Here is a 22,617-nt window from a genome sequence, read left to right as displayed (position 1 = left end):
CGTTCGCTATCCCGTTGAACTCATAAGGGCTTTTACGGAACCAGTACCGTGTCGCGCGCCTCCGGCAACAGATCGGGATAATCGAGCGTGTAATGCAAGCCACGCGATTCATGGCGAGCGAGCGCCGAGCGCACGATCAGCTCGGCGGTCTGCAACAAATTGCGCAGCTCGATCAGATCGGGCGTGACGCGGAAATGGCCGTAATAATCGTTCACTTCCTCGGTCAGCAGGCGAATGCGGTGCTGCGCGCGCTCCAGCCGCTTGGTCGTACGCACGATGCCGACATAATTCCACATGAAGCGGCGGATTTCGGTCCAGTTCTGCTTGATGACCACCTCTTCGTCCGAATCCGCGACGCGGCTTTCGTCCCACGGGCGGATTGGCGGCGGCGGCGGCAGATCGTCCCAATGCTCGGCGATATGCGCGGCGCACGCCTCGCCAAAGACGAAGCATTCGAGCAGCGAATTGGAGGCGAGGCGATTGGCCCCGTGCAGCCCGCTCTCGGTGCACTCCCCGGCGGCATAGAGGCCGGGCAAGTCGGTCCGCCCGTCCAGATCCACCACGATCCCGCCGCAGGTATAATGCTGCGCGGGCACCACCGGGATCGGCTCCTTGGTCATGTCGATGCCCAGGCCCATCAGCTTTTCATAGATGTTGGGGAAGTGTTCGCGGATGAACGCCTCGCCCTTATGGCTGATGTCGAGATGGACGTAATCGAGCCCGAGGCGCTTGATCTCATGGTCGATCGCGCGCGCCACCACGTCGCGCGGGGCGAGTTCGAGCCGGTCGTCGAAATCGGGCATGAAGCGATAGCCGGTCTCGGGGATGAGCAAATGCCCGCCCTCGCCGCGCACGGCCTCGGTAATCAGGAAGTTCTTGACCTCGAGATTGTAGAGGCAGGTCGGGTGGAACTGCATCATCTCCATGTTGGAGACGCGGCACCCGGCGCGCCACGCCATCGCAATGCCGTCCCCGGTCGCGCCGCGCGGGGCGGTCGAGAAGAGATAGGTGCGCCCCGCCCCGCCCGTCGCGAGGATCGTCGAGCGCGCGGTGAAGAGTTCAACCCGACCGGTCGCGCGGTTGACGGCATAGACGCCCCACACATGGCCCGCGCCAGAATAGCGCTCCTCATGCTTGCCGGTCGCGAGATCGATCGCGACCATGTCGGGCACCAGCGTGATGTTGGGGTGATCGGTAGCGGCGCGCTGCAACGCCTCCTGCACCGCCCAGCCAGTCGCATCGGCGACATGGACGATGCGGCGGTGGCTATGCCCGCCCTCGCGCGTGAGGTGCAGCGCATTTCCCTCCGTCGCAAAGGGCACGCCCAGCTCTTCGAGTCGCGCGATCGCGGCGGGCGCGCGTTCGACCACGAATTCCACCGTCGCGCGGTCGTTCAACCCCGCGCCCGCGACCATCGTGTCCTCGATATGGCTTTCGAAGGTGTCGCCTTCCTCGAGCACGGCAGCGATTCCGCCTTGCGCCCAGGCGGTCGACCCTTCGTTCATCGCGCCCTTGGCGAGCACCGTGACCTTGAAGCGATCGGCGAGGTTCAGCGCTGCGGTCAGCCCGGCCGCGCCGGAGCCGATGATGAGGACGTCGGTTTGGTGAGGATTATGCGGCACCCAAATCTCCGTTCGGGCTGGGCTTGCCGAAGCCCTGTCCTTGTTATCGAAAGTAAAAAGAAAGTCGGTGCTTCGACAAGCTCAGCACGAACGGGCCGGCGTCACCCCGCGTTGCTCGCCCGCGTCAAATTGAGGAACACATCCTCCAGATCGGCCTCGCGCGTCGATACGTCCACGATCCCGTAGCCATCGGCCTGCACTGCCGCCAGCACTTCGCCAGCATTCACCTTGTCCTTAGCATAGGTGATGGCGAGCGTGCGGCTGCCCTTCAGCTCGATCTTCTGGAAACAGGCGGCACTCGGCGGCAGGCCCACATCGCGATCGACCGTCACCTCGACCAATTTCTCGGTCGCCATCCCGACCAGCTCGCGCGTCGGCTTGTTCGCGATCACCTTGCCGTGGTTGATGATCGCGATCCGGTCACACAATTCCTCGGCTTCTTCGAGGTAATGCGTGGTCAGCACGACCGTCACGCCCGCGGCATTGAGCGAGCGGACATAGGCCCACAGCTGCTGGCGCAATTCGATATCGACGCCCGCGGTCGGTTCGTCGAGCACCAGCACCGGCGGGGAATGCACCATTGCCTTGGCCACCATCAATCGCCGCTTCATCCCGCCCGAAAGCGTGCGGGCGTAGGCATTGGCCTTGTCCTCCAGATGTACCGCGCGCAGCAATTCCATCGTGCGGCGCTTGTCCTTCGGCACGCCGTAGAGCCCGGCCTGAATCTCGAGCGTTTCGGCGGGCGAGAAAAAGGGATCGAACAGGATTTCCTGATTGACGATGCCAATCGAAACCTTGGCGTTGCGCGGATGCTGGTCGATGTCGAAACCCCAGATCGAGGCCGTGCCGCTGGTCTTGTTGACGAGGCCCGCCAGGATGTTGATCAGCGTCGATTTGCCCGCGCCATTCGGCCCGAGCAGCCCGAAGATCTGTCCGCGGGGCACATCGAACGACACATCGTCGAGCGCCCGCTTTCCGCCCTTATAGGTCTTGCACAGATTGGCGATGGAGATGGCGGCTTCGGTCATGCCCCTGCCCTACGCGCGCGAGGTCACAACCTCAATCCTTCGCGGCACGGGAAGGATTGTTCGGGTGCACCTCCGCTGCTATCGCACGCCGCATGATCGCCCCGCCCGAAATCCTCCGTGTCACCCATGCGCGCAACGTCTGTGACGGCGCGACCGATATTCCAGGCGGGGCCAGCCTGGGGCACCCGCGCGTGTTCCTGGAAATCGACGAGAGCGGCTATGTCGATTGCGGCTATTGCGACCGGCGTTTTGTGCTGATCGGTGGCCCGGCCGATGGGGTCGATCCGACGACGCTGCACGATCATGGTGATGGCGCAGGGCGGTGAGGCCGCACTGGCTGCTGCTGGCGCCGATTGCGCTGATCGCTGCAGCCCCTGAAAGGATTCCGATGCACCACGCGACCGGCACGTTCGAAGTCAAGATGACGCCCGAAGCACAAGGCGACGCGCCCGCCGACGGATTGCCGACCAGCCGCATGGGCATCGCCAAGACCTTCACAGGCGGCATGACCGGTACTGCGACCGGCACGATGCTGGCGGCGGGCACGCCGCAGCCGGGAAAGCCCGCCGGCTATGTCGCGATCGACCAGTTCAGCGGCAGCGTCGATGGCAAGGCGGGCAGCTTCCTGCTGCTTCACCGCGGTACCATCACCAAGACCGGCGACGCCGATCTTTCGGTGATCATCGCGCCCGACAGCGGCACCGGCGCGCTGGAGGGGATTACGGGCAGCTTCACGATCAAGGTGACTGGCGGCAAGCACGAGTATGATCTGGCTTATACGCTGCCTGCTGCATAACCCGTCCGCCACTTTGGCCCTGCGGCGGGGTGGGCCGCGGCACAAGGCCGGGGTGACGGTAAAGGGTGCTTGTAGCGCTGTAGCTGAAACCTCAACGCCATTTACGAAGGCGCACCCCGTCCCTATCTTCACTGGATGACTAGCTCCACAGATCCCCGCGCCTTCCTGTATCACGATGGTCAACTCGACCCGCAGGAAGCGCAGGCGCTGACCGCCGCCGCGCTCGGCAAGGCCGACGATGGCGAATTGTACCTGCAATATCGCAAGTCCGAAGCGTTCGGCTTCGATGATGGGCGGTTGAAGACCGCGAGCTACGACACGCATTCGGGATTCGGGCTGCGCGCCGTATCGGGCGAGATGACCGCCTTCGCCCATGCCAATGAACTCAGCGCCGCCGCAATCCGCCGCGCGAGCGAGACGATGGCGCTGATCGACCCGTCCGCCGCACCCAAGGCCGGGCCGCCGCGCGCCACCAACCGCCATCTCTATACGGCAGCCGATCCCCTCGACCTGGTGCCCTTCGCCGACAAAGTGAACCTGTGCCAGACGATCGACGCCGCTGCGCGCGCGCGCGATCCGCGCGTGGCGCAGGTATCGGTGTCGCTGATGGGCAATTGGAACGTCGTCGAGATCGTCCGCGCCGATGGCTTCATCGCCACCGACGTGCGCCCGCTGGTGCGCCTCAACGTCAGCATCGTGGTCGAACAGAATGGCCGTCGCGAGACCGGCAGCTTCGGGATCGGCGGGCGCTATCTTTACAACGACCTCATGGAACCCGCGACGTGGAACCGCGCGATCGACGAAGCGCTGGCGCAAGCGGTCGTTAATCTCGACGCGGTCGATGCACCTGCGGGTGAGATGACCGTGCTGCTCGGACCCGGCTGGCCCGGCATCCTGCTGCACGAGGCGATCGGCCACGGGCTCGAGGGTGATTTCAACCGCAAGGGCACCTCGGCATTTTCAGGGCGGATCGGCGAGCGTGTCGCCGCGCCGGGCGTCACCGTGGTCGATGACGGATCGATCGCCGACCGGCGTGGATCGCTGTCGATCGACGATGAGGGCACGCCGACGCAGGAGAATGTGCTGATCGAGGACGGCATCCTGAAGGGCTATATCCAGGATCGCCTCAACGCCCGGCTGATGGGCGTCGCGCCGACCGGCAACGGCCGCCGCGAGAGCTTCGCGCACGCGCCAATGCCCCGCATGACCAACACCTTCATGCGCGGCGGGAAGGACGATCCCGCTGAACTGCTGAGCCGTATGAAGAACGGCATCTTCGCCAAGTCGTTCGGCGGCGGGCAAGTCGATATCGTGTCGGGCAAATTCGTGTTCAGCTGCACCGAGGCGTACCGTGTCGAGAACGGCAAGATCGGCGCGCCGATCAAGGGCGCGACGCTGATCGGCGACGGCCCGTCCTGCCTCACCCGCGTCGAAGGCATCGGCAACGATTTCGCGCTCGATGAAGGCATCGGCATGTGCGGCAAGGGCGGGCAGAGCGTGCCCGCCGGGGTCGGGCAGCCGACGTTGCTGGTGGCGGGACTGACGGTCGGCGGGACGGCGGTTTAGTCGCGGCTTTTCCGCCGATGGTCCTACAGGTAGGAGATAGGCATGGAATTCTTCTCCGCCCTGAACGACGACCATCGGTCCTTCATCGCAAAGCAGCCAGTTTTCTTCGTCGCCACCGCGGCAGAGGGAACGCGGGTCAACCTCAGCCCCAAGGGCCTCGATTGCTTCCGCGTGTTGGGACCCAATCGCGTCGCCTATCTCGATCTTGGCGGATCGGGGAATGAGACGCAGGCGCATCTGAGCGCGGACGGGCGCATCACGATCATGTTCTGCGCGTTCGACAATCCCGCGCTGATCCTGCGGCTCTATGGCGCGGGTAGCTTCGTCGTGGCGGGCGAGCCGGGCTATGACGCCTTCGCCGCGCACTTCCCCCGCCTCGCCGGCGCGCGGCAAGTGTTCGATATTGCGGTCGACAGCGTGCAGACGAGTTGCGGCTGGGGCGTGCCGCACATGACGGTCGAACGCGAACGCACCACGCTGGTCAAATATCATGCACAGCAGGAGCCCGCCGACCGTCTTGCCAAGATCGCGACGCGCGACCGCAGCATTGATGGGCTACCGGTGCGGGTACAGACCGTAATGCCGGTCTTCGATCCGCTTCCACCACGATGAGTCTGGTCGAGATCGGACGCTACGCCCGTAACGAAGCGCATATGGTGATCGGCCTGTTGCAATCGGCGGACATCCCGGCGGTCGCCCTCGACGGCAATGCCAGCATCGCGGACGGCAGCCAGTTCTTCATTCCCGTGCGCGTGATGGTGGATGAAGGCGATGCTGAGGCCGCCCGGGAAATCCTTGGTGGCGTGCCCGATTCTTAGGCACGCTTTCGCAACTGCACAAAAATTTACGCGTTCGTAACGGTTTTGTTCCCGAAACCGCGCGGAATCGTGCGTTTTCGACTCTGGCACGCAGATTGCGAGGATAGCCGCAGGACCAAACAGGGGGGTCGCGCGTGAAGCTTGTCATCGCCATCATCAAACCGTTCAAGCTCGACGAGGTGCGCGAAGCGCTCACCGAAATCGGCGTGGCGGGCATGACCGTCACCGAGGTGAAGGGTTTCGGGCGCCAGAAGGGGCAGACCGAAATCTATCGCGGTGCCGAATACAGCACGAACATGGTCCCGAAGATCAAGATCGAGGTCGTGTGCGGCAGCAGCCTGACCGACAAGGTGGTCGAGGCGATCCAGGCATCGGCCAATACCGGCGCGATCGGCGATGGGAAAATCTTCGTGCTCGATGTCGGCCAAGCGGTCCGCATCCGCACCGGCGAAACCGACGAGACTGCGCTGTGAGCGCCGCCGTCCTCAAGGGGGTATCGATGAAGCAATCGACCAAATTTGGGCTTGCCGCAGGCTTTGCAGGGGCCGCCCTGTTCGCGGCTCTTCCGGCTTGGGCGCAGGCGCCCGCCGCAGCCGCACCGTTCGTGCCAACCGCTGCGATGGTCAATAAGGGCGACACGAGCTGGATGCTGATCTCCTCGGCTCTCGTGCTGATGATGTCGGTGCCCGGCCTCGCGCTGTTCTACGGCGGTTTGGTGCGCACCAAGAACATGCTGTCGGTGCTGATGCAGGTGTTCATGATCGTCAGCATCGCCGCCCTGGTCTGGGTGAGCTGGGGCTATTCGATGGCCTTCACCGGCGGATCGCAATTCGTCGGCGGCTTCGGCAAGCTGTTCCTGAAGGGCGTCGATGCCAATTCGCTCGCCGCGACCTTCTCGAACGGGGTCTACATCCCGGAATATGCCTTCATCGTGTTCCAGATGACCTTTGCGTGCATCACGCCTGCGCTGATCGTCGGGGCGTTTGCGGAACGGGTGAAGTTCACGCCGCTGATGATCTTCACCGTGCTGTGGATGACGATCGTCTATTTCCCGATCGCGCACATGGTCTGGTATTGGGCGGGCCCGGATTTCCTGCACGCCGCGCCGACCGATTACGGCTTCCTGTGGGGCAAGGGCGCGCTGGATTTCGCGGGCGGCACCGTCGTCCACATCAACGCCGGTATCGCTGGCCTGGTCGGCTGCATCATCATCGGCAAGCGCGCTGGCTACGGCAAGGAGCCGATGCCGCCGCACTCGCTGACCATGACGATGATCGGCGCCAGCCTGCTATGGGTCGGCTGGTTCGGCTTCAACGCCGGGTCCAACCTCGAATCGAACGGCCTCGCCGCACTCGCCTTCATCAACACCTTCGTCGCCACGGCAGCGGCAGCGGTCTCCTGGGCGGTGATCGACCAGGTGAAGCACGGCAAGCCGTCGCTGCTCGGCGCGGTGACCGGTGCGGTTGCGGGGCTGGTGGCGATCACCCCGGCCTCGGGCTTTGCCTCGCCGATGGGCTCGGTCGTACTCGGCCTGCTCGTCTCGCCGCTGTGCTTCTTCTTCGTCACCACGGTGAAGAACCTCGGCAAATATGACGACTCGCTCGACGTGTTCGGCGTGCACTGCGTCGGCGGTATCTTCGGCGCGATCGGCACTGGCGTGGTCGCCAGCCCGACGCTCGGCGGCCAGGGCTTCGTCGATTACACCGCACCCGTCGCCAAGGCCGGCGTGTACGACATGGCCGCGCAGTTGGTCACGCAGGTCGAGGCCGTTGGCGTGACCCTGCTGTGGTCGGGCGGGATCTCGGCGATCCTGTTCCTCGCGCTGAAATATACCGTTGGCATCCGCCCCTCGGAAGAAGTCGAGCACGAAGGTCTCGACATCAACGAGCATGGCGAGCGCGCCTACAATTATTGACGAGATTGGGGGGCGCCGTTCGGGGGAGCGGCGTTACCCAAACCATGTTCCTCCTGCGGACACACTTAGGCCGGTGCGGCAACGCACCGGCCCTTTTTTGTCGCTGGAGATCAGGCTTTCCGCGGCGGACGGTGCGGCAGGTTTATGGCATCCGTATCGCCGATGAACGCCGCCCATACCCCGCCCGGCTGCCACAGCGCCTCCATCGGTGCACGCGCCGCCGCCTCGTCCCACCGCAGCACATCGCGGCGATAGCGGTAGAAGAAGGCCGAGACGCGCAGGTTGAGGATGCAGTGGACGTGCACCGGCGCATCGCCGAGCGTGTCGAGCACCTCACAGAAGCGCACAAAATCCGCTTCGCTCGGCGCATCGAAGGCAACCGGGATGTGCGTATAGGTCATCCCCGCTGCGGCAACGCTAGCCGCTTCGTCGGGCAGCGCGCGTTCGTGCGTGTGCAGCGCAAGATTTACGACGTGCTGCACGCCGCTCGCGGCGATTTCCTCCAGTTCGGCTTCGCTCGGCTGGCCCGACGTCGTGATCCGCGCGTCGAGGCGGTGCCAGTTCGGGATATGGGTCGGGTCGGACATGCGGGCTCCTTCAGTCAGAGGATGCCCAGGCGAGCGGCGGTTCCAGGTCGCGCTCCACGGTGGTGCTCCACCTGTCTCGCCAGTCACGCGACGCCGCGATCGTACCGCAATCTCAGTCGTCCCGCTAGGACTCCTCGTCGGGCTCGCTCTCAGCCACCTCCCGCTCCGCCTCCGCCCGCATCCGCCGGAGCGCCAGCGCCGCGCCCAGCAAAAACCCGCCGGGCACCAGCGTCACCGCCGCGATCACGCCGATCCGCCGCCAGTCGGTCTTTTCCCTGGGCGCGTCTTCGCTCACCCCAGATCGGCCGTCACGAAATCGGCGCAGCGTTCGCCGATCATGATCGAGGGCGCATTGGTATTGCCCGAGACGAGCTTGGGCATGATCGAGGCATCGGCGACGTACAGCCCCTCCACCCCGCGCACGCGCAAGCGGTGATCGCACACCGCCGCATCGTCCGATCCCATCCGCGCCGTGCCGACCGGGTGATAGACGGTATCCGCGCGCGCGCGGATCAGCCGTTCGAGCGCTTCGTCGTCGCGAAGGTCGATCGGATAGCGATCACGGCCCTGATGGTTGGAAAGTGGCGGCTGTTCGAGGATTCGGTACATCGCGCGCACGCCAGCCTTCATCACCTCCATGTCGCGCGAATCGCTGAAGAAAGCGGGGTCGATGACTGGCGCGGCGCGCGCATCGCCTGATGCGAGCCGCACGGTGCCGGTGCTCTCCGGCCGCAGCACGCAGACGTGACACGAATAGCCATGCCCCGGCACCTTGGTGCGGCCATGATCCTCCAGCGCGGCAATCACGAAGTGCAGCTGCACGTCGGGTGCGGGCGCATCGGGCATGACGGTCAGGAATCCGCCCGCCTCGGCGAAGGGCGTCGTCATCATTCCCTCGCGCTTGCGCAGCCAGTTTATCAACGCCGAGCCCATCGCCAGCGTCCCCTTCAGCGAGTTGCCGACGAAGTTCTTCCCCGGCGTTTCGAACGCGGCGACATAATCGATATGGTCTTGCAGGTTCGCGCCCACGGCGGGCCGGTCGACCCGCACTGCGATCCCGTGTTCCTGCAGATGCGCCGCCGGGCCGATGCCGGAGAGCTGCAGCAGTTGCGCGGTGCCGAACACCCCGCCCGCCAGGATTACGCCACGTCGCGCGCGGATCACCTTGGACTCGCCGCCTTGCAGATAGGCGACGCCCCAGGCGCGGCCGTCCTCGAATAGCACCCGCTCCGCCGTCACGCCGGTCAGGACGTGCAGATTGGGGCTGGCAGGCTTGTCGCCGAGATAGGCGCGCGCCGAGGTCCAGCGCTCGCCGCCCTTCTGCGTCACCTGGTAGATGCCGATCCCATCCTGCCGCGCGCCATTGAAATCATCATTGCGCGGGATTTGCAGGCTCGCCCCCGCCTCGACGAAATCGAGGCTGCCGGGGTTGGGGAAGCGCTGCTCGCTGACCCACAGCGGGCCATCGGCACCGTGGAAATCATCCGCCCCGCGCACATTGTGTTCGCAGCGTTTGAACCACGGCAGCACGTCGTCATACGACCAGCCAGGGCACCCCATCGCCGCCCAATTGTCGTAATCCCATGCGTTGCCGCGGATGTAGATCATCGCGTTGATCGCGCTCGATCCGCCCAGCCCCTTGCCGCGCGGCTGATGCCCGCGGCGGCCGTTCAGGCCAGGCTGCGGTACGGTTTCGTAATTCCAATTGGTCTTGTCGGTCTGGAACGCCAGGAACGCCGGGATGCGCGTGCGAAGGCCGGTGTTGCGCCCGCCCGCCTCCAGCAAGGCGACCGAGAACCTGCCTCCTTCGCTCAGGCGTCCGGCAGCAGCCGCCCCGCCGGATCCACCCCCGACGACGACGATATCGGCTTCTTCCATTCCATCTCTCCAGACCCGCCGGGCTTTGCCGACTTCAGTGTCATTGTTTCACGCCAGCGCGCCTTGATCGTTTCCGACGTATCGCGGCTGCCGTCATGGCTCCACCCCGGCGGCATCACGATATAACCGAGCTTGGCACGAAGCCCGGGCGCACGCCACACATCCTGCGCGATGCCGATCCATTCGTGGAACGCCGCCCATAACAGGTTGAAACTACCGAGATTCTTGACGATGCCATAGCGCGGGCGATCATCGTCGCGTTCGGGCACGAAGGTGCCGAACATCCGGTCCCAGATGATGAAAACGCCAGCATAATTGCTGTCGAGATAGCGCGGGTTGGTCGCATGGTGCGCGCGGTGGTGCGACGGCGTGTTCATCACCGCCTCGAACCAGCGCGGCATCCGGTCGATCACCTCGGTGTGAATCCAGAATTGATAGATCAGGTTCAGCCCCGCCACGAAGAACACCATCGGCGGCGGAAAGCCGATCAGGAACAGCGGCAGGCGGAACAGGAAACTGACGCTGAAGAAGCCGGTCCAAGTCTGCCGCAGCGCGGTCGACAGATTATAATGCTGGCTCGAATGGTGAATCACGTGGCTCGCCCAGAACCACCGCACGCGGTGCGCCGAGCGATGGAAGACGTAATAGGCGAGATCGTCGATCACGAAGGCGATGACGAACCAATACCATTGGTATCCGATGTCGAAGGCGCGGAACTGCCACACCCACATCGCCAGCGCGAACACCGCGGCGCCCGACAGCGCGCCCGCCACGGTGCTGCCCAGCCCGAGCATCAGCGAGGTCAGCGTATCGCGCGGCTCATAGCGGCTCCGATCGCGAATCCGCGCGACGATCATCTCCGCCAGTACGAGCAGGATGAAGCCGGGCACGGCATATTGGACGGGATCGGGCAAAACCATCGTCGCTATTTACACGACTGTCAGTGGCACCTTGTCAATGGGCGACCGGTCAACAGGTTGGGAATCAGTGGAGCGCGACAACCACGCCCGACGCACGCCCGACCGAAGCCTCCAGAGCGCGCACCTCGTCCGCGACGACGCCGAACAGCAGGACTCCGCCGAACAGCCGCTCGCCCGTTTCGACCTGTACCCCCTCGACCGCCTGGGTGAGCCCGAGCGGCGCGATCAGCCGCCGTGCCACGATCTTCGCGCCGTGACGTTTGAGGATGGCGATCGCACCATTGCCCGCGACCAAAGCGGCATTGCCGTCGGTTCCCAGTAACGCGCCATGCGCCACGAAGCCCGCCAACATCTGCTCGGCGGTCTCGCGCGCCTGCGCTTCGCTGACGATCCGGCTCTCGCCCAGCCGCAGCCAACGCGCGAAAAGCGCGAGGCCAAGCACGCCTGCCAGACTATAGCTGAGAACGATCCAGTTCATGCCACCGTAGATAAGGCGTCGAGCAACGGTCGCAAGCCAGTGAGATCATATCCCGCCGCCGCCGCCTTTGCCATCGCTGTATCGGGATGCGTGCCCGCCTTCACCGCCGCCAGCGCCCACAGATTGCACGAGCGCGTGCCCGAGCGGCAATAGGCCAGCACCGGCCCCTTGGCGTCGGCGAGTACCGCCGCCATCGCGTCGATCTGCGGGTGCGAGAAACCGGCATGCGTGATCGGGATCGCGGTGTAGGTGAGGCCAAGCTCGGCCGCCGCCGCCGCGATCTCGTCGCCGCTCGGCTGCCCGAAATCCTCGCCGTCGGGGCGATTGTTGACGATCGCGGTAAATCCCGACGCAGCGATCTCCGCCATGTCGTCAGGGTCGATCTGCGGGGCGACGGAAATGGTCGCGTCGATAGTGCGGAGGATGGTCATGTGCCGTTCTTGCCAAGCGCTGGATCATGTATCCAGCGTAATTTCATCCCACGGCTGTTCGGCATGATAGATTATCCAGTTGAGCGCCTGATGCCGTTCCATAGCAACGTCGTCGCTGAGGCCGGCAGGCGGGGGGCGCTTGTTAACGCCCGCATCAACAAGCGCCCAACGATAACGATAAATCAAATCAGCCTCGTCGAGAATCTCAGCGGTCGGGCGCAATTTTGCTTTCGCCAGCAATTCACTGCGCGAATATTTCTTTAGCAGCGAAGCGAGCGCCGCAGGATCACAGGGGCTGCGCGGCGGGCCAAGATGCTCGACCAGACCAAGCGTCCACAACAAAGTATTGGCGGCTTCATAGCGCCACGAATGCACCAACCGATCGCGCTCGCTCGGTCTCGCATCGGCTATGAACGCCGCTTCGTCTGGGGAAAGCCATTTGGTCAGATCATAGCGCGCGACCAATCTGTCGATGTCGTTTTGTTCAAGCCCCTCCCCCTTCAGCGCGACGACCAGCGTCGCAACGGCACGCATGGTGACCTCCTTCTGAGACGGGAGAATTACTTCGCGTTCGGATTCGATGACGGGCAGCGACGCCAGGATCGGCACTCCTTGGCCGCGCAAAATCGCGTTCGTTCGGTTGCGTCGAGCTTCTGCATCGGACGCACCAGAAATCGCATGCTCAACCGGCGCGGTGAGACGCGCCTTGGCGAATACGGCACGCGAGCCCCACGCCACACAGGCTATGACGAGCGCGGCCACCGCAATGAAGAGGAAAATTCTCATGGCGTCCGTCGTATCACTCCGAGGAAAGCCTCGCCATAGGCCTCGAGTTTCCGCGCGCCCACGCCCGTGATCCGCCCCATCGCCGCCAGCGACGACGGGCGCAGCAGCGCCATTTCGCGCAGCACCGAATCGTGGAAGATCACGTAAGGCGGCACGCTCGCCTCCAGCGCCAATTCGCGCCGTTTGGTACGTAGCGCCTCGAACAGTGGATCGCCGGTCGGGTTGGACACCGCTTCCCCACGCCGTCGCCGCGCGCGCTTCGGCGGGACGATCAGATCGACGCGTTCGCCCTCCTTAAGGATCGCGCGTGCGCCGGGGCCAAACTCCAGACCGCCGAAATCGTTCGCGCGCAAGGCATCGCGCAGCAGCAACGCCCGCCCGACCGGCTTGATCAGCGCGATTTCCTCCGGCGACGATGCGATACCAAACACGCCCAGCGCCTCATGCCCGTTCATCAGGCTGCGCTCGCTCGACTGGCCGATCAGGACCTGTTCGATATAGCCCGCGCCAAAGCTCTGCCCTGTGCGAAAGACGGCGGAGAGAAACTTCCTCGCCACCTCCGTCGCATCGACGCTGGCGGGCGGGTTGAGGCAATTGTCGCAATTCCCGCAATTTTCCGGCGCATCGTCGCCGAAATGCTTGAGCAGAATGCGCCGCCGGCACCCCGCCGTCTCGGCTAGCGCGCCGAGCGCCTGCAACCGCTGCCGCTCGCCCGGCTGGCGTGCGGGTTCGACCTCGCCGATGCGCTGCCGTGCCCGCGCGAAATCCTCGGCGCCCCAGAACAGATGCGCCACCGCCGGATCGCCATCGCGGCCCGCGCGGCCCGTTTCCTGATAATAGGCCTCGATCGACTTGGGCAGCCCGGCATGCGCGACGAAGCGCACGTCGGGCTTGTCGATCCCCATGCCGAACGCGACCGTCGCACACATCACCATGTCTTCGCTCGCCACGAAATCGGCCTGGTTGCGCGCGCGCACCGACGGATCGAGCCCGGCATGATAGGCGCGCGTCGGGCGGCCGGTCTTGGCGAGCGCCTCGGCCATCTTCTCGGTCCCTGCACGACTCTGGACATAGACGATGCCCGCCCCCGGCGTTTCCGCGATGAGATCGGCAATCTGACGCGTGGCATTGTCCTTGGGACTGATGCGGTACTGGATGTTGGGCCGATCGAACCCCGCGACAATCATCCCGTCCTGCGGAATGCCGAGCTGCTCGAGAATATCGGCACGGGTATGCGCGTCCGCAGTTGCGGTCAGCGCGAGGCGCGGCACGTTCGGAAAGGCATCGAGCAACGGCCGCAGCAGCCGGTAATCGGGGCGGAAGTCATGCCCCCACTCCGACACGCAATGCGCCTCGTCGATCGCGAACAAGGCGAGCGGTGCCTGCCCCAACAGATCTCGGAAACTCTGGCTCGAAGCGCGTTCGGGCGCGACATAGAGCAAGTCGAGCTCGCCGCGGCGGAAGCGCGCGATCGTCTCCATCTGATCCGTATCGACCGAGGTGAGCGTGGCGGCGCTGATCCCGATCGCGGTCGCCGCGCGCAACTGATCGTGCATCAGCGCGATCAGCGGCGATACCACCACGCAGGTGCCGGTCAGCGCGAGCGCGGGGAGCTGATAGCAGAGCGACTTCCCCGCGCCGGTCGGCATCACCGCGAGGGTATTCTCTCCTGACAGAACGCGTTCGACCACCTGTTGCTGGACGCCGCGAAAGCCCGGAAAGCCGAAAGTGGACTGCAATATGGGAAGGGGGTCGATCACGCGCCCTCTTGCGCGAAGCCGCCCGCCCGATGCAAGCGCAGCCGATGGAAAGCGTCATCGACAACAAGGCCGAGGCCGAATTCGAACTGGTCGTCAGTGGCAAGCGCGCCGTCGCGGCGTATCAGATGGAGGGCGATACGATCGTCTTCACCCATACGATCGTCCCCAAGGCGCTGGAGGGGCGCGGGGTCGGCTCGAAACTGATCCGCGCCGCGCTCGATTCGGCGCGCGACCGCGGGTTGAAGGTCATTCCGCAATGCCCGTTTGTGGCGGCGTTCATCGAAAAACATCCGGAATATCGCGCGTTGCTGCGATAGCGGCCGCGCCGCACTACGCGTCAGAACAATTCGTCCAGCATCAAGTGGAAGTGCAGCTTGGCGCGATCCACGTCGATGTTGTAGCGGTCAAGCAGCCGCTCCTGCAGGCGCGAGTTGAATTCGCCGAGGCAGCTCCACAGGATCGCGAGGTCCTGATAGCGATCGGCGATCCCAACCCGACCCGCATCGATGCAGCCAACCACCGCGCCATCGCGCAGCAGGATGTTGTCGAGCGAGAAGTCCCCATGCGTAACGACCGGATCGGGCGCGAGCGGCAGCAGCGCCTGGAGCGCGTCCCACACCTGCTGCGCGGTCCAGCCTTCGCGCTCCACGTCGAATTCGTCTTCCTCGACCAGCCCGGCGTCGATCCGCTCCCGCGCACGGGCGAGGCGATACGCATGATCGCTGGCGAAGGGGCAATCGCTGAGCGGAATCGCATGGAGTCGCCGCAGGAAGCCGGCCAGCGCGTCGACGATCGCGCGTCGGTCTTCCTCCCCGGCATCCTCAAGCAATTGGAAGGCGGTCCGTCCGGGCAGAGCGCTCATCAACAGCCACGCCTCATCCGGCGTCCGCACGAAATGAACGACTTGCGGCACCGGGAGATGCCCGGCCAGCCAGCGTAGCCGCGCCATTTCGTCGGTAATGTCATCGGCGATGACAGCACCCCCGTGCTTCAGGAACAGATCCGGCGCGCCCGCTTTGCCGTGCAGCCGGTACACCGCGCCGCCGGATTCGCCGACCAGATCGCGTGACCATTGGTACCCGCCGATCTGCTCCGCCATGCACGCCGGAACCGCCATCGGCAAACAGGCCGCTTCGCGTTCCGCACGATCGTCGCTCATCGTACCCTCTTACTCCGCCGCGACCGCCTCTTCCGCCCGCTCCTGCGCCTGGCGGTTCCACATTTCCGCGTAGAGGCCGTTTTTGCGCAGCAGCGCAGCGTGGCTGCCGCGTTCCACCACTTGCCCCGCCTCCAGCACGACGATCTCATCGGCATGGACCACGGTCGACAGGCGATGCGCGATCACGATCGTGGTGCGGCCGCGTTCGATCGCCTGCAACGTGTCGAGGATCTCCCCCTCGGTTCGGCTGTCGAGCGCACTGGTCGCCTCGTCGAGGATCAGCACCGGCGGGTCCTTGAGCAGGGTGCGTGCGATCGCCACGCGCTGCTTCTCGCCACCCGACAGTTTCAGTCCGCGTTCGCCGACGCGCGTGTCATAGCCCTCCGGCTGGCGTTCGATGAAGCCAGCGATCGCCGCGCCGCGCGCGGCCGTCTCGATCTCGGCCTGACTCGCGCCCTCCCGGCCATAGGCGATGTTGTAGCCGATCGTATCGTTGAACAGCACCGTATCTTGCGGCACAATGCCGATCGCGGCGCGCAGGCTTGCCTGCGTTACTTCGGAAATATCCTGCCCATCGACGGTAATGCGGCCGCCAGTCAGGTCGTAGAAACGGTACAGCAGCCGCGCGAGCGTCGATTTGCCCGCGCCCGACGGCCCGACCACCGCGAGCGTCTTGCCCGCCGGAATATCGAGGTCGATGCCTTTAAGGATCGGCATCCCCGGGTCGTAGCCGAAGCGCACGTTTTCGAAGCGGACATGGCCGCTCCCAACGGTCAACGCGGGCGCGCCGGGCACGTCGACCACTTCGGACGGCGTGTCGATCAGGTCGAACATCGCGCCCATGTCGATCACGCCCTGCCGGATCGTGCGATAGACCATACCGAGCAGATCGAGCGGGCGGAATAACTGGCTGAGCAGGGTGGAGACGAACACCACGTCGCCCGCCGAGAAGCTCCCGCGGCCCCAGCCCCAGGCGACGAACGCCATCCCGCCGCCGAGCATCAGGTTGGTGATCAGCGCTTGCCCGATGTTGAGCCAGGCGAGCGAGTTTTCCGATGTCACTGCGGCGTTGGCGTACGCCAGCATCGCGGCGTCGTAGCGCCGGCCTTCGCGTTCCTCCGCGCCAAAATATTTGACCGTTTCGAAATTGAGCAGCGAATCGACCGCATGGCTGACCGCGCCGGTATCGAGATCGTTCATCCGCGTGCGCAGCGCCGCGCGCCAATCGGTCACCGCCCGTGTGAACCAGATGTAGACTGCGACCATCGCCACCGTCGCCGCAACCAGCCCCCAACCGAAATTGCTGCGGAAGATGTTGAGCACCAACACCAGTTCCAGCACCGTTGGCGCGATGTTGAACAGCATGAAGTACAGCATCGTATCGATGCTCTTGGTGCCCCGTTCGACCACTTTGGTGACGGCACCAGTGCGACGTTCGAGGTGGAAGCGCAGCGAAAGCTGGTGGAGGTGGCGGAACACGCTCGCCGCAAGCCGTCTGGTCGCATCCTGCCCGACGCGTTCGAACACAGCATTGCGGAGGTTGTCGAACAACGTCGTGGAGAAGCGCGCACCGGCATAGCCGAGCACCAGCGCGATCACGAGCCAGGCCGCGCTGCGTTCGCCCTGCGCCATGCGATCTACCGCCCATTTCAGCGTATAGGCGCTGACATAGACCTGCGTGACCTTCGACGCCACGACCAGCGCCATCGCCCCCACGATCCGCAACCGCAGGATCGGCGCGTCGGCGGGCCACAGATAGGGCAGGAAGCGCTTGAGCGTCGGCAGCATGGGCCGTTCGGGCGCGGTCGAGGAGGTGGCGGTATCGGGTGGCATCTGCCCCCCATGTAGGCACAGTCAAGCGCCCCTGAAAGCGCTTCGTGGAACAAGCGCCCCGGCCCATCGTTTTTACACCCGAGAGGACGAGACGATGGAACCCCTATTCTACGTCATGGCGATCATGGGTTGCGGCGATGGCAACACCGCGTGCCAGCAGACACGAATCGAACCGGCCCAGTATCAGTCGATCCGAGCCTGTCAGCAGGCAATGCCCGCCGCGATCGCGCGCAACAGCGACATCGATTATCCGGTGGTAGCCGCCTCCTGCCGAGCAACGGGCACGCGCATGGCGCAAGTGCAACCGCAGGAAATACATCCGCACGGTTGATGCCACGCCTGCGGGCTTGTGCTACGCTAGCCCCCGTGCGGGGGGAATATGAAAGCATTTTTTGCCGTGGTCGTCGGCATTGCGGTGGCGTTTTTCCTGGTTTCATCGACTGATTGGCTTTGCGGAGCGTTGTTTCCGATCGATACGGTTGACGCCGCGGATCCGGTCGCACTTACGACCTATGTCGGCGTGATACCGATCGCGGCCAAGCTTCTCATCGCCAGCGGCTGGCTGATCGCACCCTTTGCGGGGGCCTGGCTGGCGCTGCGGATTGCAGACGGGTCGCCGGGCGGTTGGATCGTCGTCGGTGCCTTCATCGCGTCGAACCTCGTGAACCAGTTTGCCGTTCCGCATCCCCTGTGGATGCAGGTCGCGGCGGTCATGCTCCCGCTGATCGCCGGTTGGCTGGCGCGGCGTCTCCACCGCAAGCCTTTTCCGGGCGAACCGTTACTGGGGTAACCCCGCGGCACCCTTGCGCCCGGTTGGTCGCAACGCCATTTCCGCGCCAGACGCCGCACCGGAGAGCTTGCATGACCGAACCCTACACCCCGCCGACTGTCTGGACCTGGGACAAGGACAATGGCGGCCGCTTCGCCAACATCAACCGCCCGATCGCAGGTGCGACGCACGAGAAAGATCTGCCGGTCGGCAAGCATCCGCTTCAACTGTATTCGCTGGCGACGCCCAATGGCGTGAAGGTCACGGTGATGCTCGAGGAACTCCTCGCCGCAGGCCATACGGGTGCGGAATATGACGCCTGGCTGATCAAGATCATGGAGGGCGACCAGTTCGGTAGCGGCTTCGTCGCGGCGAACCCGAATTCGAAGATTCCCGCGCTCGTCGATCGCAGCGGGCCGACCCCGGTCCGCGTGTTCGAGTCGGGATCGATCCTGCTGTACCTCGCCGACAAGTTCGGCGCGTTCGTGCCGACCGACCCGGCGAAGCGCGCCGAGGTGCTGTCGTGGTTGTTCTGGCAGATGGGCGCGGGGCCGATGCTCGGCGGCGGCTTTGGCCATTTCTATGCTTATGCCCCGATGAAGATCGAATATGCGATCGACCGCTTCGCGATGGAGGTGAAGCGCCAGCTAGACGTGCTCGACCGCCGCTTGGCCGAGAGCGAATATGTCGGCGGCAGCGACTATTCCATCGCCGATATGGCGATCTGGCCGTGGTACGGCGCGCTGGTGAAGGGCCTCGTCTATGATGCGGCCGAATTCCTGCAGGTGCAGGACTATAAGAACGTCCAGCGCTGGACCGACCAGATCGCCGCACGCCCGGCGGTGCAGCGCGGGCGGATGGTCAATCGCGTGATGGGCGATCCGGCGAGCCAGCTCCACGAACGCCATGACGCCAGCGACTTCGACACCAAGACGCAGGACAAACTCGCCCCGGCTTCCGCCGACGCCTGACACCTAAACGCACGCGCCGCGCAACGATCTTGCGCGTCTCTGGTTGATGCCGACAAATGCGGGCATGGTCGCATCGACCAGAATGACGGGAGTGGGCGTGACGCACGGCGAGGCGGCAGGAGCGGAAGCGGGCGGACCGCCGCGCCGTGCGCGCTGGCGCTGGATCCTCGGCTCCGTGGCGCTGGTGCTCGTGGCAATTGTTGGCGCGCTGGTGCTGCTGCGCAAGCCAGTGGCGACGCACTTCATTGATGAAGCCCTGCGCGCGCGCGGTGTCACTGCTCGCTATGAGATCGCGCAGATCGGGTTGCACACGCAGCGGCTGACGAATGTCCGGATCGGCGATCCGGCACATCCCGATTTGCTTGCCGATTGGGTCGAGGTCGATACCAGCCTGTGGGTGTCAGGCGCTTCCGTCACCGCGATCCGCGTCGGCAAGGTGCAGCTTCGCGCGCGTCTGGCGGACGGGAAGGTCTCATTCGGCGCGATCGATCGTTTGCTTCCCGCGCCCTCGGGCAAGCCGTTTGCCCTGCCCGCTATTTATGCCGAGATCGGCGACGCGGGGATCGCGCTGGCAACGCCGTACGGCCCTGCCGCGCTGCAGGTGAAGGGCGCAGGGCGGTTGAATGACGGTTTTGCCGGTACGCTCGCGGCACGCGCTGCGCGGCTCGATGCGGCGGGTTGCCGGCTCGACGCCACCGCCGCCGCGCTGAGCATCCGGATCGTCAAGGCGCGACCAAGCCTCGCGGGGCCGCTCTCTTTTTCGCAAGCGCAGTGCAACGGCGGCTCCGCAACAGGCGCACGCGCCGAGGTCTCGGTCGCGCTGAGCGCCACCCTCGACCATTGGAAAGGCAGTGCCCGGCTTGCGGTCGCATCGCTGGAAACGCCAACGGCCCGGGTGCGCGATATGAACGGACCGATCGCCTTCGTCGGATCGGCAAAGGATGTGTCGGGAACGCTCGATCTGCAATCGGGCGCCTTTTCGGCGTCGGGAGCCACCGGGCTGAGCGCCGCCCTGACCGGTAAATATCGCTATGCAGGCGGCTTCGCCTTCGATGGCACCGCCCGCGCGCGCCGCGTCGTCCCGCCACAGCGCCTGCTTGTCGGACTCGGGCAATATCGCACGGTCGGGGCGGGCACTCCTGTAGCGCCGATTGCCGCAAAACTTGTCGCCGCGACGCAGGCGGCGGCGCGATTGATCGATGTGAACGCCGACCTGTCCGCGCTGATCGACGGCGCGCGCGGTCAGGTCAGCGTGGCGCGCCTCGCGATCGCGGCCGCATCGGGCGCGCGGGCCAGCATCGCAGGCGGGCGCGGCATCCGCTATCGCTGGCCGGATGGCGCGGTGTGGATCGGTGGCACGGCGACAATCGCAGGGGGCGGGCTGCCCGATGCCCGAACCCAGCTCACCCAGGCAGCGCCTGGCGCGGCGTTGACCGGACGCGCGATCGTCACTGCGTACGACGCGGGAACTGCGCGCCTGGCGCTGTCCCCGGTCGATTTCAGTGCGAGCCCTGACGGCGCGACGCGCATCACGACACGGGCCGCCTTGTCAGGGCCACTAGGCGACGGACGCGTCGAGGCGCTGAGCTTGCCGATCGATGCGCGCTGGGATGGCGCGTCACGATTGGTGGTGAATGCCGCCTGCGCGCCGTTGGCATTCGATCGCCTGCGAACCGCTGGGCTCGATCTGCGCCGTTCGGCGGTGACGCTGTGCCCGCTCGACGGCGGCCTCGTTCGGATCGAGCGTGGCGCGCTGCGCGGCGGCGGGACGGTCGGGCCAGTGCGACTCGCCGGGACGCTGGGCAGTGCGCCGGTCGAGCTCGTCACGCGGCGCGCGAAATGGCGACTGGGAGAAGGGCGCTTTGCGCTGAACGACATCGCGGTTCGGCTCGGAGACGAGACGCGGCGCACCCGGCTCGATGTCGGGACGCTGAGCGGCGGCTTTGGCCGTAACGGGCTGCAGGGCCGCTTTGCCGGTGCCAGCGGACAGATCGGCAACGTCCCGCTGTTGCTGTCCGGCGCCGATGGCTCCTGGCGCTTCGCGGCGGGCAAGCTCGCGCTCGATGGCGCATTAACGGTGGCCGACTCAGCCACAGCCCCGCGCTTCAATCCGCTGGCGGCGCGGTCAGTGACGCTGTCGCTCATCGACAATCGCATCGCGGCGACCGGCACGCTGTTCGAGCCGACGCACGCCGTGAAGGTCGCCGACGTGACGATCGCGCACGATCTTGGCGCAGGCACCGGCCGAGCCGACCTGACCGTGCCCGGCATTACCTTCGACGAACGTTTCCAGCCACGGCAACTCACCGAGCTTACGTACGGCGTGATCGCCGATGTCGCCGGGTCGGTGAATGGCGAGGGCCATATTCGCTGGACGCCGCAAGGGGTGACCAGCGACGGCGTGTTCCGCACCCCCGGCACCGATCTCGCGGCCGGCTTCGGCCCGGCGACCGGGATTGCGGGGGAGATTCGCTTTACCGATTTGCTCGCATTGGAAACCGCGCCGGGACAGACGCTGACCATCAAATCGATCAACCCCGGCGTGCCGGTCACCGATGGGGTGGTCCGTTACCACCTGCTGCCGAACACGCGGATCGCGGTGGAGGAGGGTCGCTGGCCGTTTGCGGGAGGTACGCTGACGCTGGAGCCGACGGTGCTCGACTTTGGCGAGGCGCAGGAGCGCCGCATGACCTTCCGTGTCGCGGGGGTCCAGGCCGCGCAGTTCCTGCAGCAGTTCGACTTCAAGAATCTGGATGCGACCGGCGTGTTCGACGGCACCTTGCCGATGGTGTTCGATGCCACGGGCGGACGGATCGACAACGGGCATCTCGTGGTGCGGCCCGGCGGCGGGACGATCGCCTATGTCGGCGAGGTGACGCAGAAGGATGTCGGTTTCTGGGGCAATTTCGCGTTCCAGGCGCTTAAATCCTTGCGCTATCGCGATCTCGACGTGGTGATGAACGGACCGTTGGCAGGCGAGATCATCACCGAGGTGCGCTTCGCCGGGATCGCGCAAGGGGCGGGGGCAAAGCGCAATTTCCTGTTAGATCGGCTGCAGAAGCTGCCGATCGTGTTCAATCTGCGGATCGAGGCACCGTTTCGCCAATTGATCGATTCCGCGCAGAGCTTTTACGACCCGAAACGACTGATCGAGCGCAATCTTCCCACCCTGCTCGACGAACAGAATAAGCGCGCTCCGCCACCGCCGGTGCCGCCGATCGCGCCGCCCGTATCCATTCAGCCATCCGAAAGCAGAAAGATGCCATGACGCAAAGTGCATTGACGAAAGCGACGGATCGA

24 protein-coding genes and 1 riboswitch are annotated in these 22,617 nt (G+C 65.3%); of the genes, 12 read left to right on the top strand and 12 right to left on the bottom strand.

The window, feature by feature from the left end; genetic code table 11:
• Positions 1 to 32: 32 nt before the first annotated feature.
• A complete protein-coding gene (gene nadB, locus AB5I39_RS08350) occupies positions 33 to 1,622 on the bottom strand; it encodes an L-aspartate oxidase (protein ID WP_404373605.1) in 1,590 nt (529 codons plus the stop codon).
• Positions 1,623 to 1,723: 101 nt separating this feature from the next.
• Complete coding sequence (locus AB5I39_RS08345; RefSeq protein WP_404373604.1) at positions 1,724 to 2,650, bottom strand: ABC transporter ATP-binding protein; 927 nt, start codon at positions 2,648 to 2,650, stop codon at positions 1,724 to 1,726.
• Between the two features lie 92 nt (positions 2,651 to 2,742).
• Here AB5I39_RS08345 and AB5I39_RS08340 point away from each other — a divergent pair, with 92 nt between their 5' ends.
• The 7 genes from AB5I39_RS08340 to AB5I39_RS08310 all read left to right on the top strand — a co-directional run bounded on the left by AB5I39_RS08340 (position 2,743) and on the right by AB5I39_RS08310 (position 7,745).
• A complete protein-coding gene (locus tag AB5I39_RS08340) occupies positions 2,743 to 2,976 on the top strand; it encodes a zinc-finger domain-containing protein (RefSeq protein WP_404373601.1) in 234 nt (77 codons plus the stop codon).
• A 62-nt stretch (positions 2,977 to 3,038) separates the two neighbouring features.
• Positions 3,039 to 3,446 carry a DUF3224 domain-containing protein gene (locus tag AB5I39_RS08335; protein WP_404373599.1) on the top strand — a complete coding sequence of 136 codons (408 nt, stop codon included), beginning with the start codon at positions 3,039 to 3,041 and terminating at the stop codon, positions 3,444 to 3,446.
• Positions 3,447 to 3,581: 135 nt separating this feature from the next.
• Positions 3,582 to 5,012 carry a metalloprotease TldD gene (tldD, locus tag AB5I39_RS08330; protein WP_404373597.1) on the top strand — a complete coding sequence of 477 codons (1,431 nt, stop codon included), beginning with the start codon at positions 3,582 to 3,584 and terminating at the stop codon, positions 5,010 to 5,012.
• A 42-nt stretch (positions 5,013 to 5,054) separates the two neighbouring features.
• Positions 5,055 to 5,624: a pyridoxamine 5'-phosphate oxidase family protein gene (locus AB5I39_RS08325; RefSeq protein WP_404373594.1), complete on the top strand. Its 570-nt coding sequence runs from the start codon at positions 5,055 to 5,057 to the stop codon at positions 5,622 to 5,624.
• Positions 5,621 to 5,830: a DUF2007 domain-containing protein gene (locus AB5I39_RS08320; RefSeq protein WP_404373591.1), complete on the top strand. Its 210-nt coding sequence runs from the start codon at positions 5,621 to 5,623 to the stop codon at positions 5,828 to 5,830. Before AB5I39_RS08325 ends, AB5I39_RS08320 begins: the two co-directional genes overlap by 4 nt.
• A 134-nt stretch (positions 5,831 to 5,964) precedes the next feature.
• Positions 5,965 to 6,303: a P-II family nitrogen regulator gene (locus AB5I39_RS08315; RefSeq protein ID WP_404373588.1), complete on the top strand. Its 339-nt coding sequence runs from the start codon at positions 5,965 to 5,967 to the stop codon at positions 6,301 to 6,303.
• Positions 6,304 to 6,329: 26 nt separating this feature from the next.
• Positions 6,330 to 7,745 (top strand): ammonium transporter, encoded by a 1,416-nt coding sequence (locus AB5I39_RS08310; protein WP_404374076.1) that lies wholly within the window; start codon positions 6,330 to 6,332, stop codon positions 7,743 to 7,745.
• A 110-nt stretch (positions 7,746 to 7,855) separates the two neighbouring features.
• Here AB5I39_RS08310 and AB5I39_RS08305 read toward each other — a convergent pair whose 3' ends face one another.
• From AB5I39_RS08305 to recQ, 8 genes are all read right to left on the bottom strand, one after another.
• On the bottom strand, positions 7,856 to 8,332 hold the full coding sequence (locus tag AB5I39_RS08305; RefSeq protein ID WP_404373585.1) for a protein tyrosine phosphatase family protein: 477 nt from the start codon (positions 8,330 to 8,332) through the stop codon (positions 7,856 to 7,858).
• A gap of 16 nt (positions 8,333 to 8,348) precedes the next feature.
• A riboswitch (ZMP/ZTP riboswitch) is annotated at positions 8,349 to 8,429 on the bottom strand.
• 27 nt (positions 8,430 to 8,456) lie between these two features.
• Positions 8,457 to 8,627, bottom strand: coding sequence for a hypothetical protein (locus AB5I39_RS08300; protein WP_404373582.1), 171 nt, complete (start codon positions 8,625 to 8,627; stop codon positions 8,457 to 8,459).
• Entirely contained in the window at positions 8,624 to 10,210 is a 1,587-nt protein-coding gene (locus AB5I39_RS08295; protein WP_404373579.1) for a GMC family oxidoreductase, read from the bottom strand. The genes AB5I39_RS08300 and AB5I39_RS08295 overlap by 4 nt, the downstream gene beginning before the upstream one ends.
• Positions 10,144 to 11,130 carry a sterol desaturase family protein gene (locus AB5I39_RS08290; RefSeq protein WP_404373576.1) on the bottom strand — a complete coding sequence of 329 codons (987 nt, stop codon included), beginning with the start codon at positions 11,128 to 11,130 and terminating at the stop codon, positions 10,144 to 10,146. Before AB5I39_RS08290 ends, AB5I39_RS08295 begins: the two co-directional genes overlap by 67 nt.
• Before the next feature lie 64 nt (positions 11,131 to 11,194).
• Positions 11,195 to 11,608, bottom strand: a complete 414-nt coding sequence (locus tag AB5I39_RS08285) for a hypothetical protein (RefSeq protein ID WP_404373573.1) — start codon at positions 11,606 to 11,608, stop codon at positions 11,195 to 11,197.
• On the bottom strand, positions 11,605 to 12,039 hold the full coding sequence (locus AB5I39_RS08280) for a TIGR01244 family sulfur transferase (protein WP_404373571.1): 435 nt from the start codon (positions 12,037 to 12,039) through the stop codon (positions 11,605 to 11,607). The genes AB5I39_RS08285 and AB5I39_RS08280 overlap by 4 nt, the downstream gene beginning before the upstream one ends.
• Before the next feature lie 24 nt (positions 12,040 to 12,063).
• Positions 12,064 to 12,825: a DUF4272 domain-containing protein gene (locus AB5I39_RS08275; protein ID WP_404373568.1), complete on the bottom strand. Its 762-nt coding sequence runs from the start codon at positions 12,823 to 12,825 to the stop codon at positions 12,064 to 12,066.
• Entirely contained in the window at positions 12,822 to 14,585 is a 1,764-nt protein-coding gene (recQ, locus tag AB5I39_RS08270) for a DNA helicase RecQ (RefSeq protein WP_404373565.1), read from the bottom strand. Before recQ ends, AB5I39_RS08275 begins: the two co-directional genes overlap by 4 nt.
• An 8-nt stretch (positions 14,586 to 14,593) precedes the next feature.
• Between recQ and AB5I39_RS08265 the strand changes: the two genes are divergently transcribed.
• Positions 14,594 to 14,902 (top strand): GNAT family N-acetyltransferase, encoded by a 309-nt coding sequence (locus AB5I39_RS08265; protein ID WP_404373562.1) that lies wholly within the window; start codon positions 14,594 to 14,596, stop codon positions 14,900 to 14,902.
• 20 nt (positions 14,903 to 14,922) lie between these two features.
• Here AB5I39_RS08265 and AB5I39_RS08260 read toward each other — a convergent pair whose 3' ends face one another.
• Positions 14,923 to 15,744 carry an APH(3')-I family aminoglycoside O-phosphotransferase gene (locus tag AB5I39_RS08260; RefSeq protein WP_404373559.1) on the bottom strand — a complete coding sequence of 274 codons (822 nt, stop codon included), beginning with the start codon at positions 15,742 to 15,744 and terminating at the stop codon, positions 14,923 to 14,925.
• Between the two features lie 9 nt (positions 15,745 to 15,753).
• Positions 15,754 to 17,577 (bottom strand): ABCB family ABC transporter ATP-binding protein/permease, encoded by a 1,824-nt coding sequence (locus AB5I39_RS08255; protein ID WP_404373556.1) that lies wholly within the window; start codon positions 17,575 to 17,577, stop codon positions 15,754 to 15,756.
• Between the two features lie 94 nt (positions 17,578 to 17,671).
• Between AB5I39_RS08255 and AB5I39_RS08250 the strand changes: the two genes are divergently transcribed.
• The 4 genes from AB5I39_RS08250 (at position 17,672) to AB5I39_RS08235 (ending at position 22,585) form a co-directional block, all read left to right on the top strand.
• Positions 17,672 to 17,908: a hypothetical protein gene (locus AB5I39_RS08250; protein ID WP_404373553.1), complete on the top strand. Its 237-nt coding sequence runs from the start codon at positions 17,672 to 17,674 to the stop codon at positions 17,906 to 17,908.
• 48 nt (positions 17,909 to 17,956) lie between these two features.
• The gene (locus tag AB5I39_RS08245; protein ID WP_404373551.1) at positions 17,957 to 18,367 is read left to right on the top strand and encodes a hypothetical protein; all 411 of its coding nucleotides are present in this window, start codon (positions 17,957 to 17,959) and stop codon (positions 18,365 to 18,367) included.
• Positions 18,368 to 18,438: 71 nt separating this feature from the next.
• Positions 18,439 to 19,317: a glutathione-dependent disulfide-bond oxidoreductase gene (gene yghU, locus AB5I39_RS08240; protein ID WP_404373548.1), complete on the top strand. Its 879-nt coding sequence runs from the start codon at positions 18,439 to 18,441 to the stop codon at positions 19,315 to 19,317.
• 64 nt (positions 19,318 to 19,381) lie between these two features.
• Positions 19,382 to 22,585 carry a YdbH domain-containing protein gene (locus tag AB5I39_RS08235; protein ID WP_404373545.1) on the top strand — a complete coding sequence of 1,068 codons (3,204 nt, stop codon included), beginning with the start codon at positions 19,382 to 19,384 and terminating at the stop codon, positions 22,583 to 22,585.
• Positions 22,586 to 22,617: the final 32 nt, after the last annotated feature.

This window comes from Sphingomonas sp. MMS24-J45 (assembly GCF_044881195.1).
GTDB lineage: Bacteria > Pseudomonadota > Alphaproteobacteria > Sphingomonadales > Sphingomonadaceae > Sphingomonas.
This window is presented reverse-complemented; position numbering and strand designations above follow the sequence as displayed.